The following is a 12,489-nucleotide window of genomic DNA, read 5'->3' on the forward strand; positions in this document are numbered from 1 at the left end:
GCATGATCGAATGTATGTTCGATCAGCAGGTGGTGGCCCGGTTTGATGAGTTGTTCGAGCGGCGTTATCCGTCGATGACGTCGGAGTCTGCGGTGTTGGTGGATCGGATTTGTTCATGGTCGCGGGCGGAGAATCGGGCGGCGGCGGCGCAGTTGGTGGCGATTGGTGATTTGTTTGGTTATCGGTTGGCGCGTTGTGCGGAGACCGAGGAGTGGGCGATTGACACTATGGCGGCGGTGGCTGCTGAGGTGGCCGCGGCGTTGCGGGTCAGTCAGGGGTTGGCGGCGAGTCGGTTGCGGTATGCGCGGGCGATGCGGGAGCGGTTGCCGAAGGTGGCGGCGGTTTTTCGGGCCGGTGATATCGATTATCGGATGTTTGCCACGATCGTGTATCGCACTGATTTGATCACCGATCGTGAGGTGCTGGCGGCGGTGGATGGGCTGTTGGCTGTCAAGGTGGTGCGGTGGCCGTCGATGACGCGGGGTCGGCTGGCTGGCCAGGTCGACAAGATCGTGGCCAAGGCCGATGCGGATGCGGTGCGGCGGCGTACGCAGCGGCGGGTTGACCGCGAGATCTGGATCGGGGAGTGCGCCGACGGGGTCTCGGAGATTCATGGCAGTTTGTTGACTCCGGATGCGCAGGCTCTCGATACACGGTTGATTGCGTTGGCGGCCACGGTGTGTGAGCATGATCCGCGTAGTCGTGAGCAGCGTCGCGCTGATGCGGTGGGGGCGTTGGCGGCTGGTGCTGATCGGTTGGGGTGTCGGTGTGGGCGGCGCGACTGTGTGGCCGGTAAGCGGCGGGCGGCAACGTCGGTGGTGATTCATGTGATTGCCGAGCAGGCCACGATCGACGGTGGTGGCTTGGCGCCGGCTTCCCAGGTGGGTGCTGATGGGCTTATCGCGCCTGAGGTGGTTGCGGAGTTGGCCAAGTCGGCCAGGTTGGTGGCGTTGGTTCACCCGGCTGATGCGGCGCCTGAGCCGGGGTATGTGCCCTCGGCGGCGTTGGCGGATTTTGTGCGTTGTCGGGATTTGACGTGTCGCTGGCCTGGCTGTGATCGCCCGGCCATCGATTGCGACCTGGATCATACGATTCCCTACGCTGCGGGCGGGCCGACGCATGCGTCGAACTTGAAGTGTTATTGCCGCACTCATCATCTGGTGAAGACGTTTTGGGGCTGGCGTGAGCAGCAGTTGCCGGACGGGACGTTGATTTTGACTTCACCATCGGGGTGTACCTATGTGAGCACCCCGGGCAGTGCGCTGCTGTTTCCGAGTTTGTGTCGGTCCACTGGCGGTATGCCGGCGCCCGAAGCCGACCCGCTGCCACAGTATTGCGGCGACCGGACCGCGATGATGCCCAAACGGCGTCGTACCCGTGCGCAAGACCGGGCCCACCGCATCGCCACCGAACGCCGACAAAATCATCACGCCCGCACCACCCCGCCAGCCGGCCCAGCCCCACCCGAAACCGACGACCCAGCGCCGTTTTGATGATTGCGGTCGGAATTTGGCCCTGAGCTGGTCATCCCCTAGACTCTAGGGGTTGCCTTGGGCAGACCTCGGCCGGCACACGCAAGCGACGAGCCTGCAAGCTGGCCCCGCGTGCCCTTCGGCGGCAAAGAGCACGTCAGGTTTTCTTGTGGGTACCTCCTGCCGTGCATACGTGAACCAGGTCAGGAGATCGAGTGATTCAGCAGGAATCGCGGCTGAAGGTGGCCGACAACACCGGAGCCAAGGAGATCTTGTGCATCCGGGTGCTCGGCGGCTCGTCCCGACGCTACGCCGGCATTGGTGATGTCATCGTCGCCACCGTCAAGGACGCCATTCCCGGCGGCAACGTCAAGCGCGGGGATGTCGTCAAAGCCGTCGTGGTGCGCACCGCCAAGGAGCGCAGGCGTCCCGACGGCAGCTACATCAAGTTCGATGAGAACGCGGCGGTGATCATCAAGCCCGACAACGACCCGCGCGGGACCCGCATCTTCGGGCCGGTCGGCCGCGAACTTCGCGAGAAGCGATTCATGAAGATCATCTCGCTGGCCCCGGAGGTGCTGTAGATGAAGGTCCATAAGGGCGACACCGTTTTGGTAATCGCGGGCAAAGATAAAGGGGCAAAGGGCAAAGTCTTGCAGGCCTACCCGAGCCGTAACCGGGTGCTGGTCGAGGGCGTCAACCGGATCAAGAAGCACACCGCGATTTCGACCAACCAGCGCGGAGCCCAATCAGGCGGCATCGTCACCCAGGAAGCCCCGATCCACGTCTCCAACGTGATGGTGGTCGACTCGGACGGCAAGCCCACCCGCATCGGCTACCGGGTAGACGAGGAGACCGGCAAGCGAGTCCGTATCTCCAAGCGCAATGGCAAGGACATCTGATGAGCACCGCAGAAAAAGTGCAGCCGCGCCTTAAACAGCGCTACCGCAACGAGATCCGGGATGCGCTGAACAAGCAGTTCAGCTACGGCAACGTGATGCAGATCCCGACCGTGGTGAAGGTCGTCGTCAACATGGGAGTTGGCGACGCCGCCCGGGACGCCAAGCTAATCAACGGTGCAGTCAGCGACTTGGCGTTGATCACCGGTCAGAAACCCGAGATTCGCAAGGCGCGGAAGTCCATCGCGCAATTCAAGCTGCGCGAGGGCATGCCGATCGGTGCCCGGGTGACGCTGCGTGGCGACCGGATGTGGGAGTTCCTCGACCGGCTCACGTCAATCGCGCTGCCCCGTATTCGTGACTTCCGCGGGTTGTCGCCCAAGCAATTCGACGGTGTCGGCAACTACACCTTCGGGCTGGCCGAGCAGTCGGTGTTCCACGAGATCGATGTGGACAAGATCGACCGGGTTCGCGGCATGGACATCAACGTCGTCACCTCGGCGACGACCGACGATGAAGGACGAGCGCTGTTGCGGGCCCTCGGCTTTCCGTTCAAGGAGAACTGAGCAGATGGCGAAGAAGGCACTAGTCAACAAAGCTGCGCGCAAACCGAAATTTGCGGTGCGCGGTTACACCCGTTGCAGCAAGTGCGGTCGCCCGCGTGCGGTGTTCCGCAAGTTCGGGCTGTGCAGGATCTGCCTGCGTGAGATGGCGCACGCCGGTGAGTTACCCGGTGTGCAGAAAAGTAGCTGGTGACGGGACACAGGACTAAACCATGACCGCGCTGACGACGATGCAGAGCGCAGCGATGAAGAGGAGTAGCGCTCAATGACTATGACGGACCCGATCGCAGACTTCTTGACACGTCTGCGCAACGCGAATTCGGCGTATCACGACGAAGTGACTTTGCCGCACTCCAAGATCAAGGCCAACATCGCCCAGATCCTCAAGAACGAGGGGTACATCAGCGACTTTCGCACCGAAGACGCTCGGGTCGGCAAGTCATTGGTCGTTCAACTCAAGTACGGGCCGAGCCGGGAGCGCAGCATCGCTGGTTTACGCCGGGTGTCCAAGCCGGGGTTGCGCGTGTACGCGAAATCCACCAACCTGCCCCGGGTGCTCGGCGGCCTGGGGGTGGCCATCATCTCGACCTCCTCGGGCCTGCTGACCGACCGCCAGGCAGCCAGACAGGGCGTGGGCGGCGAAGTCCTCGCGTACGTGTGGTGAGGGAGTAACCATGTCGCGCATTGGTAAGCAGCCGATTCCGGTCCCCGCCGGAGTCGACGTCACGATCGACGGTCAGAACGTCTCGGTGAAGGGGCCCAAGGGCACCCTGGATTTGACGGTCGCCGAGCCGATCACGGTGGCGCGCAACTCCGACGGTGCCATCGTGGTCACCCGCCCCGACGATGAGCGGCGTAACCGCTCACTACACGGGCTGTCGCGCACTTTGGTGTCCAACCTGGTCACCGGTGTGACGCAGGGCTACACCACCAACATGGAGATCTTCGGTGTCGGCTACCGGGTGCAGCTCAAGGGCTCCAATCTGGAGTTCGCGCTGGGGTATAGCCATCCGGTGGTGATCGAGGCTCCCGAGGGCATCACGTTCGCGGTTCAGTCACCGACGAAGTTCACCATCACGGGGATCGACAAGCAGAAGGTCGGTCAGATCTCGGCGAACATCCGCCGTCTGCGCCGCCCTGACCCGTACAAGGGTAAGGGCGTGCGTTACGAAGGTGAGCAGATCCGCCGCAAGGTCGGAAAGACAGGTAAGTAGTCATGGCGCAATCAGTCTCCGCGACTCGGAGGGTCTCTCGGCTGCGTAGGCACGCGCGGCTGCGCAAAAAAGTATCGGGCACCCCGGAGCGCCCACGGTTGGTCGTGAACCGGTCCGCGCGGCACATTCACGTGCAACTGGTTAACGACGTCACCGGCACCACGGTGGCCGCCGCGTCATCGATCGAGGCTGACGTGCGCGGCCTGCAAGGTGACAAAAAAGCCCGCAGCGTGCGGGTCGGTCAATTGATCGCCGAACGGGCCAAGGCCGCCGGCATCGACACGGTGGTATTCGACCGTGGCGGGTACACCTACGGCGGGCGGATCGCGGCGCTGGCCGATGCCGCACGCGAGAACGGATTGAGTTTCTGATGACAAGCAAGACTGGAAGGACCGCATAATGGCGGAGCAGTCAGCTGGCGGGCTCGGCGACACCCGCGGTGATAGCCGCGAAGGCCGCGGCCGGCGCGAGGGAGGTGGCCGGGGCGGTCGTGACCGGGACCGGGACAGTGAGAAGAGCAACTACCTGGAACGGGTCGTTGCCATCAACCGCGTCTCCAAGGTGGTCAAGGGTGGCCGGCGATTCAGCTTCACCGCTTTGGTCATCGTGGGTGACGGCCACGGCATGGTCGGTGTCGGTTACGGCAAAGCCAAGGAAGTTCCCGCCGCGATTGCCAAGGGCGTAGAAGAGGCTCGCAAAGGCTTCTTCCGGGTGCCGCTGATCGGCGGCACTATCACTCACCCGGTGCAGGGCGAGGCGGCCGCGGGCGTGGTGCTGTTGCGCCCGGCCAGCCCGGGTACCGGTGTGATCGCCGGCGGTGCGGCGCGCGCGGTGCTGGAATGCGCTGGGGTGCACGACATCCTGGCTAAATCGTTGGGCAGCGACAATGCGATCAACGTGGTGCACGCCACCGTGGCCGCGCTCAAGCTGCTGCAGCGTCCTGAGGAGGTGGCGGCCCGGCGTGGCCTGCCCATTGAGGACGTCGCCCCGGCCGGGATGCTGAAGGCGCGACGGGAGAGCGAAGCGCTGGCTATCTCTGCCAGCGCGGCGGCGACGCGTGAGGGAACGGCGTAACCATGGCAGAGGTGAAGATCACCCAGGTGCGTAGCACGATTGGGGCACGGTGGAAGCAGCGTGAGAGCCTGCGCACCCTGGGCCTGCGGCGGATTCGGCATTCGGTGATCCGCGAAGACAACCCCCAGACCCGCGGGCTGATCGCGGTGGTGCGCCACCTTGTCGAGGTGGAGCCGGCGGAAGCTGGAGGTAAGGCCAAGTGACCATCAAACTGCACGACCTGCGACCCGCGCGCGGATCGAAAACCGCACGCACCCGGGTCGGCCGCGGTGAGGGCTCGAAGGGCAAGACCGCCGGCCGCGGTACCAAGGGCACCAAGGCCCGCAAGCAGGTGCCGGTGACCTTCGAGGGCGGGCAGATGCCGATCCACATGCGGCTGCCCAAGCTCAAGGGATTCCGGAACCGGTTCCGGACGGAATACGAGGTCGTCAATGTCGGTGACATCAACCGGTTGTTCCCCGAGGGCGGCGCAATCGGCGTGGACGACTTGGTGGCCAAGGGCGCGGTTCGGAAGAACTCGTTGGTCAAGGTTCTCGGCGACGGCAAGCTGACCGTCAAGGTCAACCTGTCCGCACACAAGTTCAGCGGCAGCGCGCGCGACAAGGTCACCGCCGCCGGCGGCTCGGTTACCGAGCTGTCCTAGCGTTTTCGTTTCGCCCGCGGGTAGGACCCTCGAAGGGCGGCCGTTGGTGCCGTTACCGATTCAGCAGGCGCTCCAGCAGCGTCTTGGCGGGTGCCTGCCGGCGGTTTGGCTACATTCCGCCCAGCGCCGTCGACATGTATGTGCATGGCGTAGTTGTCCAGGATCAGATGTACGGCAAGGTCTTTGGGTACCTCTTGGTCGATGGTGCGCAGGAACTTCAGGAACTCTAGGTGATGGTGCCGTGTCGGTGGAGATCTTGAACGTGTCCACTGGATGCGGTTGCAGTCCGCGGGCATGCCAGATGCGCTGCACCGTCGAGTGACTCACCCCGGCGTGGCAGGCCATTGACCGGATGCTCTAATGTTTTCGCCTTTCGGCTTGGAATGTAGCGTGTTGTGCGCCTTGGAGACTCGTCGCCGCTCGAAATACCCGAACAGCCCAGCTGGGAACTGCCATCAGTCACCTGACACTGGCTGTGCCGTAATCATTTTGACTCGACATGACGGTGTCCCGAAGAGCTGCGCGAGTATTTTCGATGTGGTCAACGCGATTAGTGGCGTCATCTGATGATTGCGTGTATGGTATGCGGTCGGATTGGTAAGCGGTTTACGCGGAGTTGATATCTAGGTCTGTCGCATAATTGTCCCCGGTGAGGATGTTTCGTCTCGCTAGCGTGGGTGTCTGACAGCGCAATCAATCAATCAATCAATCGGTAGTTGATCGGTCCGTTGCAGTGTGCGCGGAATCGTTAATCACGTTGGCTACGAAGTGGAGTTGGCATGTCTTTTCTGACCACAGCCCCTGAGGCGTTGGAGAATGCGGCAGCGGAGGTGCGAAAAATGAGTGCTGACGCGGCTGCCGTTTATGCTGCGGCGGATCCAGTGATCACCGCGGTGGTGGCTCCGGCGCCTGATCCGAACTCGCAATGGGTGGCAGCGCATCTCGTCGGGCACGCGCAGCGGTTTGCGGAGGTTTTTGCTGCGGCGAGGGTGGTTTTTGAGGAGCTTGCGGTCGCCTTGGACGCCGGTGCTCAAAAGTATGCGGCCACCGAGGCCGACAACGTCAAGCCCTTGAGCTAAACGAGTCACCACAAGTCGTTACGAGCCGGAAGGAACAACGAACAACAAGATGCCGTATCTACCACCGGAAACCATCGCCAACTACTTCCAAAGCGGCCCGGGTACTGCCTCGCTGTGGCGCGCTGCTGGCCAGTGGGAGTCGTTGTGGTCGGAGCTCTGGGACCTCGAGGATAAGTTCGACCGCATGCTCGTCGGTCTGACAGCAGAGTGGTCGGGTCCCGCGGCGCGCCAGGTGATTGAAGCGGTCACGCCCCTTCGAGTATGGCTGTCTGACTTCGCTGGCAAGCTCTATGCGACCAGGAAGCAGACCACCCGTATCGTCAGTGCCTATTCGCATGCATGTTGCACTGTGATATCTATGGCGGTGATCGACGCTAACCGCACTCAGCGAATGCAGCTACTGGCCAATGACCCGCTCGGGCTAAACGCTCCCACGATCGCGCAACTCGACCAGCAATACGAGCGGCTCACTATACATAACGGTCGGGTGTGGGCGAGGTATAGTTCTGAGTTGTCGGAGGTGTCGGAGGCGTTGTCGGAGACGACTCCGTTTCCGCCGCCGTCGGTCGCCCACAACACCGGGTTGGTCCAGCCGGTTGCTCCAGAAACTTTGGTCTCCGAATCGGTGTGATGGCATCGTCAACGTTGTTGACCTAGCCCGGTGCTGTGCGGATTGGCTGGTCGGGCACGCGATGTGGCTGTATCACCGTTTTGCGCTGAGCCTGGGCGACGCTAACAGGTTACGGCGGCGGGCATTTGAGGAGCCCCCGCACGTCGGTCACATTGAACTCGGCCAGCGCCACGATCGTCTGCAGGCCGCGCAATACGCCAGCGGCTCCAGCGGGGCCAGCAGCGGTGCCTCGGCCGATGATCTGCTCGGGCACCCAGCCGCCCTCGAACCCGAGCTCCTCGGCCCGGACAAGATATTTGCGTAGTCCGGCGCCGTCGAAGCTATCGGAGTCCAGTTGCGGGATAGCGATCGAGAACCTCGCCTCACCACCGTCCGGCGGGGGCCCGGCGGCATGGGTACGCTGCAGACATGTTCGCCTTTTTGCCCCCACTTCCTGGTATCGACGACGTCCGTGCCCTGGCCAACCGGGTTAACACGGCCCGTCACCATGGCATACCGAGCGGTTGCGTGCTCGAAGTCAACCTGCGGTCGATGCCGCCGGAAACCACCAGCTTTGACCCTTTCGCAATTATCGCTGGGGGTGGTCGACCGATGGCCCTGCGCGAGGCTGTCGCCGCGATCCACCGTGCCGCCGACGACCCCCGGGTCGCCGGCCTGATTGCCCGCGTTCAGCTTGGTGCGTCGCCGCCGGCGGCAGTGCAGGAACTGCGCGCGGCCGTCGTCGCGTTCAGCGCGGTCAAGCCGTCACTAGCCTGGGCCGAGACCTATCCGGGCACGCTGTCCTACTACCTGGCTTCGGCCTTCGGTGAGGTCTGGATGCAGCCGTCGGGAAGTGTCGGGCTGATCGGCTTCGCGAGCAATGCCACGTTCCTGCGGGACGCGCTGGCTAAGGCAGGGATCGAAGCGCAGTTCGTCGCACGGGGTGAATACAAGTCGGCGGCAAACCTTTTCACCGAAGGCGGCTTCACCGACGCCCACCGCGAGGCGGTCAGCCGGATGCTGGAAAGCCTGCAAGGCCAGGTGTGGCAGGGGATCGCCGAATCCCGCGAGATCGACCCCGCAGCGCTCAATCCGTTGGCCGACCGGGCTCCGCTGTTACGCGATGACGCGGTCGCCTCCGGTTTGGTCGACCGGATCGGATTCCGCGACGAAGCTTATGCCCGCATAGCGGAACTGGTTGGTGCCAAAGGCATGACACCAGGGTCCAGCGAGCCGCCGACAAGCCCAGACGCCGACGAGGACGGTCCACCGCGGCTATACCTGTCGCGCTACGCCAGTGCGGCCCGGTCACGACTGGTGCCACCCATGCCGTCGATTCCTGGGCGCCGGTCCAAGCCAACCGTCGCCGTGGTCACCTTGGAAGGTCCGATCGTCAATGGACGCGGCGGACCGCAATTTCTGCCGTTCGGCACCTCTACCGGCGGTGGCGACACCATCGCGGCGGCGCTGCGCGAGGTCGCTGCCGATGAATCGGTGTCCGCGATTGTGCTGCGGGTGAACAGCCCGGGCGGCTCGGTCACCGCATCCGAAACCATCTGGCGTGAGGTGAAAAGAGCCCGCGACCGCGGCAAGCCCGTGGTGGTATCGATGGGCGCGGTCGCCGCCTCTGGTGGCTACTACGTCTCGGCGGGTGCCGACGCGATTGTGGCCAATCCGGGTACGATCACCGGTTCGATTGGCGTGATCACCGGAAAGTTGGTGATTCGGGATCTGAAGGGTCGGTTGGGCGTCGGGTCAGATACGGTGCGCACCAACGCCAATGCCGATGCGTGGTCGTCTGACGCGCCGTTCACGCCGGAGCAGCATACCCATCGAGAGGCCGAGGCGGACTTGTTCTACGCCGACTTCCTGCAGCGCGTCGCTGAAGGCCGCGGCATGACCACCGACGCGGTCGATGATGTTGCGCGAGGACGGATCTGGACCGGCGCCGACGCTCTCGAGCGTGGCCTGGTCGACGAACTCGGCGGGCTGGCAACCGCGGTGCGCAGAGCCAAGGTCCTGGCCGGTCTGGATGCGGACGCCGACGTCCGCATCGTCAGTTACCCTGGCTCGTCGTTGCTGGACATGGTGCGACCCCGGGCGTCGTCGCAACCCGGCGCCGCGTCGCTGCCCGACGCGGTGGCCGCGCTGCTGGGCCGCTCGGTTGCCGGGATCCTCGAACACGTCGAGCAGACGCTAAGCGGTGTCAGCGTGCTGTGGCTAGGGGAGTCGCGCTTGTGAGCGCCGTTAGTCGGAGGACGGGGCGACGATCTGCGGCGCCTCGCCAAACGGAATTACCCGCGACAGCTGAGCCCGCACTTCGCCTGCGTAGACGTCCATTGCCTTCGTGTTCTGGGCCCAGAACCCCTGATATTCCTCTTCGAGGGCAGCAATCTTCGGAGCGTTGATCACGATCTCGTTCTTCGCGTCCGCCAACTTCGTGCGGTTAGTGGCGATATCTTCTGGAGGCACCACGTTCTTGTGCACCCGGTCAAAGGCGTCTGCGATGCCCCGGGCCGCTTTGGCGGTCAATTTGGCACGTTGGTAAGCAGTCCACAGCCACGTCCGATGCTGTACGGCCGTTTCGGCCATCCAGTTCGCCGACTCACCTTGCCACGCGCTTCGTAGCTGCCCGTTCACCTGCTGAAGTGCCTGGGCTACTTGTGCGATATCTTCTGCCAAGTCATTCCACTGGTTACCGGCCTCAAGCATCGGCTCAGCACCTTGACCGTTATAGATGGCGTCGGAAATCTCCTCCGGTTTTATCGTTGCGAATGACGACGATAACTCCGTTTCTATTTCTGGGGGAAACATCTCTTCTCTTTGTCTTGATATCTGCGGTGCTGGTATTTCAGTACGGTTAGTCGGTCAGCCTATGTTTTCGATGTTGTCGGCCTCGGTGGCCGAATAAGCAACGGCGGCCGTCTGTAAGGCGTTCGCATACTGCCGGAGAATCTGCGCGTATTGCGCGCTGAGCTCGTCAAAGTTCTGCGCTTGCTGGGAGAGGTACTTCGCTGCGACCGTCGATACTTTGTCGGCGGCCGCAGGCGCAAGATTGGTCATGTTTGCCGCCTCGGTACTGCGATCATCGAGGAAATCAGCGACGGTCTCCGCGTAACGGGAGATATCGTCCACCACCTGAGGGTTTACGGTCACAAAAGACATGCCATCCCCGCTCATTGTAAAACCCCAAGCAATTGCCCCGGGGATGATTAAGTATTGTTATCCGTACCGCCGGCGCTGGTGGTAACGAAGCGACTGCTATTGCGCGCAGCTACGCGACGAACACAATGGTTGACTTCACGTGTCGTGCCGTAGTCTAACGGATCAATGCACACGGCGCGACCCGCGGATCGCTGATGTGGCTTTGCATGGGAGCTGCGGTGTGTTCCCGGCGAACGAGACCAGCAGTTCGTCGCGTAGCCGGCCGTTGAACGACTCGACCCAGGCGTTCTGCCGCGATGAGCCAGGATCGATGAATAGTGAACCGGCGCCGTTGAACCGGCGCCAAGACAGCGCCGACACCGTCGTCGCGGCGGGCGCCGACGCGATTGCGGCCAATCCGGGTACGATCACCGGTTCGATTGGCGTGATCACCGGAAAGTTGATGATTCGGGATCTGAAGGGTCGGTTGAGCGTCGGGTCAAATACGGTGCACGCCAACGCCAACGCCAATGCCGATGCGTGGTCGGCTGACGCGCCGTTCACGCCGGAGCAGCACACCCCTGGCCGGTCTGGACGCGGATGCCGACGTCCGCATCGTCAGTTACCCTGGCTCGTCGTTGCTGGACATGGTGCGACCAGCGTGCCGTGGCTGGGGGAGTCGAGTGCCGTTAGTCGGAGGACGGGGCGACGATCTGCGGCGCCTCGCCAAACGGAATTACCCTCGACAGCTGAGCCCGCACTTCACGTGCGTAGGCGTCCATGGCCTTGGTGTTCTGGGCCCAAAACGCCTGATATTCCTCTTCGAGGGCAGCGATTTTCGGAGCGTTGATCACGATCTCGTTCTTCGCGTCCCGCAACTTCGCGCGGTTAGCGGCGATATCTTCCGGAGGCACCACGTTCTTGTGCACCCGGTCAAAGGCGTCTGCGATGCCCCGGGCCGCTTTGGCGGTCAGTTTGGCACGTTGGTAAGCAACCCACAGCCACGTCCGATGCTGTACGGCTGTTTCGGCCATCCAGTTCGCCGACTCACCTTGCCACGCGCCTTGTAGCTGCCCATTCACCCACTGAATTGTCGTAGCTGCTTGTCCTAGTTCTTCCGCCAAGTCGCACCACTTGGTACCGGCCTCAAGCATCGGCTCAGAACCTTGACCGTTATAGATGGCGTCGGAAATCTCCTCCGGTTTTATCGTTGCGAATGACGCCGATAACTCCGTTGCTATTGTTGGTAAAAACATCTCTTCTCTTTGTCTTGATATCTGCGGTGCTGGTATTTCAGTACGGTCAGTCGGTCAGACAATATTTTCGACATTTTCGATATTGTCGGCCTCGGCGGCCGAATAGGCAGCGCCGGCGTTCCGCAAGACGTTCGCATACTGCCGGAGAATCGCCGCGTATTGCGTGCTGAGCTCCTCAAAGTTCTGCGCTTGCCGGGAGAGGCGCTTCGCCGCGACCGTCGATACCCGGTCGGCAGCCGCGGGCGCAAGCGCGGTCATGCTGGCCGCATCGGTACTGGTGTCATCGAGGAGATTAGCGAGGCCGTCCACCTCGTTGGCGGTGTCGTCCACCGCCTGAGGGTCTACGATCACAAAAGACATGCCATCTCCGCTCATTCTAAAAACCCCGGGCAATTGCCAGGGGATGATTCTGTACGGTTGTCCGCACCGCCGGCGTTGGTGGTAACGCAGCGGCTGCCATTGTGCGCAGTTGCGCGACGAACACAATGGTTAACTCCACGTGTCTGGCCCGTAGCCTAACGTATAAATGCCCGGC

The 12,489-nt window shown here is 62.8% G+C and carries 18 protein-coding genes and 4 pseudogenes; 15 read left to right on the plus strand and 7 right to left on the minus strand.

Features of this window, described 5'->3' with window-relative positions; translation table 11 throughout:
• Window positions 1-14: 14 nt before the first annotated feature.
• The 11 genes from B586_RS03675 (at window position 15) to rplO (ending at window position 5,865) form a co-directional block, all read left to right on the plus strand.
• Window positions 15-1,493, plus strand: coding sequence for an HNH endonuclease signature motif containing protein (locus B586_RS03675; RefSeq protein WP_054881087.1), 1,479 nt, complete (start codon window positions 15-17; stop codon window positions 1,491-1,493).
• A gap of 194 nt (window positions 1,494-1,687) precedes the next feature.
• Window positions 1,688-2,056, plus strand: coding sequence for a 50S ribosomal protein L14 (gene rplN, locus B586_RS03680; protein ID WP_023370951.1), 369 nt, complete (start codon window positions 1,688-1,690; stop codon window positions 2,054-2,056).
• Window positions 2,057-2,374 carry a 50S ribosomal protein L24 gene (gene rplX / locus B586_RS03685; RefSeq protein WP_047315608.1) on the plus strand — a complete coding sequence of 106 codons (318 nt, stop codon included), beginning with the start codon at window positions 2,057-2,059 and terminating at the stop codon, window positions 2,372-2,374.
• Entirely contained in the window at window positions 2,374-2,937 is a 564-nt protein-coding gene (gene rplE / locus B586_RS03690) for a 50S ribosomal protein L5 (RefSeq protein ID WP_047315607.1), read from the plus strand. Before rplX ends, rplE begins: the two co-directional genes overlap by 1 nt.
• Before the next feature lie 4 nt (window positions 2,938-2,941).
• Entirely contained in the window at window positions 2,942-3,127 is a 186-nt protein-coding gene (locus B586_RS03695) for a type Z 30S ribosomal protein S14 (RefSeq protein WP_011739072.1), read from the plus strand.
• A 72-nt stretch (window positions 3,128-3,199) separates the two neighbouring features.
• Entirely contained in the window at window positions 3,200-3,598 is a 399-nt protein-coding gene (gene rpsH, locus B586_RS03700) for a 30S ribosomal protein S8 (protein ID WP_047315606.1), read from the plus strand.
• 10 nt (window positions 3,599-3,608) lie between these two features.
• A complete protein-coding gene (rplF, locus tag B586_RS03705) occupies window positions 3,609-4,148 on the plus strand; it encodes a 50S ribosomal protein L6 (protein ID WP_054880660.1) in 540 nt (179 codons plus the stop codon).
• Between the two features lie 2 nt (window positions 4,149-4,150).
• A complete protein-coding gene (rplR, locus tag B586_RS03710) occupies window positions 4,151-4,519 on the plus strand; it encodes a 50S ribosomal protein L18 (RefSeq protein WP_047315604.1) in 369 nt (122 codons plus the stop codon).
• A 28-nt stretch (window positions 4,520-4,547) separates the two neighbouring features.
• Complete coding sequence (gene rpsE / locus B586_RS03715; RefSeq protein WP_047315603.1) at window positions 4,548-5,222, plus strand: 30S ribosomal protein S5; 675 nt, start codon at window positions 4,548-4,550, stop codon at window positions 5,220-5,222.
• A 2-nt stretch (window positions 5,223-5,224) separates the two neighbouring features.
• Window positions 5,225-5,425, plus strand: a complete 201-nt coding sequence (gene rpmD / locus B586_RS03720; RefSeq protein WP_047315631.1) for a 50S ribosomal protein L30 — start codon at window positions 5,225-5,227, stop codon at window positions 5,423-5,425.
• On the plus strand, window positions 5,422-5,865 hold the full coding sequence (gene rplO, locus B586_RS03725) for a 50S ribosomal protein L15 (RefSeq protein ID WP_054880659.1): 444 nt from the start codon (window positions 5,422-5,424) through the stop codon (window positions 5,863-5,865). The genes rpmD and rplO overlap by 4 nt, the downstream gene beginning before the upstream one ends.
• Before the next feature lie 134 nt (window positions 5,866-5,999).
• Here the strand turns inward: rplO and B586_RS21820 are convergent.
• A pseudogene (locus B586_RS21820) lies at window positions 6,000-6,257 on the minus strand (hypothetical protein); the annotation flags it as partial.
• A 387-nt stretch (window positions 6,258-6,644) separates the two neighbouring features.
• Between B586_RS21820 and B586_RS03730 the strand changes: the two are divergent.
• Both B586_RS03730 and B586_RS03735 read left to right on the plus strand, forming a co-directional pair.
• On the plus strand, window positions 6,645-6,944 hold the full coding sequence (locus tag B586_RS03730; RefSeq protein WP_054880658.1) for a PE family protein: 300 nt from the start codon (window positions 6,645-6,647) through the stop codon (window positions 6,942-6,944).
• Window positions 6,945-6,993: 49 nt separating this feature from the next.
• On the plus strand, window positions 6,994-7,575 hold the full coding sequence (locus tag B586_RS03735; protein ID WP_054880657.1) for a PPE family protein: 582 nt from the start codon (window positions 6,994-6,996) through the stop codon (window positions 7,573-7,575).
• 165 nt (window positions 7,576-7,740) lie between these two features.
• On the opposite strand, the pseudogene B586_RS19825 reads toward B586_RS03735, so the two are convergent.
• Window positions 7,741-7,981 (minus strand): annotated as a pseudogene (locus tag B586_RS19825) (hypothetical protein); the annotation flags it as partial.
• Between the two features lie 2 nt (window positions 7,982-7,983).
• On the opposite strand from B586_RS19825, the gene sppA reads away from it, so the two are divergent.
• Window positions 7,984-9,795, plus strand: coding sequence for a signal peptide peptidase SppA (gene sppA, locus B586_RS03745; RefSeq protein ID WP_054880655.1), 1,812 nt, complete (start codon window positions 7,984-7,986; stop codon window positions 9,793-9,795).
• A gap of 6 nt (window positions 9,796-9,801) precedes the next feature.
• Here the strand turns inward: sppA and B586_RS03750 are convergent, their stop codons facing one another.
• From B586_RS03750 to B586_RS20710, 3 genes and pseudogenes are all read right to left on the minus strand, one after another.
• Window positions 9,802-10,368, minus strand: coding sequence for a PPE family protein (locus B586_RS03750; RefSeq protein ID WP_054880654.1), 567 nt, complete (start codon window positions 10,366-10,368; stop codon window positions 9,802-9,804).
• Window positions 10,369-10,422: 54 nt separating this feature from the next.
• On the minus strand, window positions 10,423-10,719 hold the full coding sequence (locus B586_RS03755) for a PE family protein (RefSeq protein ID WP_168162501.1): 297 nt from the start codon (window positions 10,717-10,719) through the stop codon (window positions 10,423-10,425).
• A gap of 240 nt (window positions 10,720-10,959) precedes the next feature.
• Window positions 10,960-11,064, minus strand: a pseudogene (locus B586_RS20710) (integrase core domain-containing protein); the annotation flags it as partial.
• A 19-nt stretch (window positions 11,065-11,083) separates the two neighbouring features.
• Between B586_RS20710 and B586_RS19830 the strand changes: the two are divergent.
• Window positions 11,084-11,357, plus strand: a pseudogene (locus B586_RS19830) (S49 family peptidase); the annotation flags it as partial.
• A gap of 30 nt (window positions 11,358-11,387) precedes the next feature.
• Here B586_RS19830 and B586_RS03765 read toward each other — a convergent pair.
• Together B586_RS03765 and B586_RS03770 are read right to left on the minus strand one after the other, a co-directional pair.
• On the minus strand, window positions 11,388-11,954 hold the full coding sequence (locus B586_RS03765; protein ID WP_082607499.1) for a PPE family protein: 567 nt from the start codon (window positions 11,952-11,954) through the stop codon (window positions 11,388-11,390).
• A gap of 54 nt (window positions 11,955-12,008) precedes the next feature.
• A complete protein-coding gene (locus tag B586_RS03770; RefSeq protein ID WP_056936225.1) occupies window positions 12,009-12,329 on the minus strand; it encodes a PE family protein in 321 nt (106 codons plus the stop codon).
• Between the last annotated feature and the right edge of the window lie 160 nt (window positions 12,330-12,489).

This window comes from Mycobacterium haemophilum DSM 44634, assembly GCF_000340435.2.
Taxonomy (GTDB): Bacteria; Actinomycetota; Actinomycetes; order Mycobacteriales; family Mycobacteriaceae; genus Mycobacterium; species Mycobacterium haemophilum.

Coding starts and splice junctions, on each gene's coding strand:
- rplF (WP_054880660.1), top strand. CDS start 3,609: ATGTCGCGCATTGGTAAGCAGCCGATTCCGGTCCCCGCCGGAGTCGAC.
- rplE (WP_047315607.1), top strand. CDS start 2,374: ATGAGCACCGCAGAAAAAGTGCAGCCGCGCCTTAAACAGCGCTACCGC.
- B586_RS03675 (WP_054881087.1), top strand. CDS start 15: ATGTTCGATCAGCAGGTGGTGGCCCGGTTTGATGAGTTGTTCGAGCGG.
- sppA (WP_054880655.1), top strand. CDS start 7,984: ATGTTCGCCTTTTTGCCCCCACTTCCTGGTATCGACGACGTCCGTGCC.
- rplX (WP_047315608.1), top strand. CDS start 2,057: ATGAAGGTCCATAAGGGCGACACCGTTTTGGTAATCGCGGGCAAAGAT.
- B586_RS03770 (WP_056936225.1), bottom strand. CDS start 12,329: ATGAGCGGAGATGGCATGTCTTTTGTGATCGTAGACCCTCAGGCGGTG.
- rplR (WP_047315604.1), top strand. CDS start 4,151: ATGGCGCAATCAGTCTCCGCGACTCGGAGGGTCTCTCGGCTGCGTAGG.
- B586_RS03750 (WP_054880654.1), bottom strand. CDS start 10,368: ATGTTTCCCCCAGAAATAGAAACGGAGTTATCGTCGTCATTCGCAACG.
- rpmD (WP_047315631.1), top strand. CDS start 5,225: ATGGCAGAGGTGAAGATCACCCAGGTGCGTAGCACGATTGGGGCACGG.
- rpsH (WP_047315606.1), top strand. CDS start 3,200: ATGACTATGACGGACCCGATCGCAGACTTCTTGACACGTCTGCGCAAC.
- B586_RS03765 (WP_082607499.1), bottom strand. CDS start 11,954: ATGTTTTTACCAACAATAGCAACGGAGTTATCGGCGTCATTCGCAACG.
- B586_RS03755 (WP_168162501.1), bottom strand. CDS start 10,719: ATGTCTTTTGTGACCGTAAACCCTCAGGTGGTGGACGATATCTCCCGT.
- B586_RS03735 (WP_054880657.1), top strand. CDS start 6,994: ATGCCGTATCTACCACCGGAAACCATCGCCAACTACTTCCAAAGCGGC.
- B586_RS03695 (WP_011739072.1), top strand. CDS start 2,942: ATGGCGAAGAAGGCACTAGTCAACAAAGCTGCGCGCAAACCGAAATTT.
- rpsE (WP_047315603.1), top strand. CDS start 4,548: ATGGCGGAGCAGTCAGCTGGCGGGCTCGGCGACACCCGCGGTGATAGC.
- B586_RS03730 (WP_054880658.1), top strand. CDS start 6,645: ATGTCTTTTCTGACCACAGCCCCTGAGGCGTTGGAGAATGCGGCAGCG.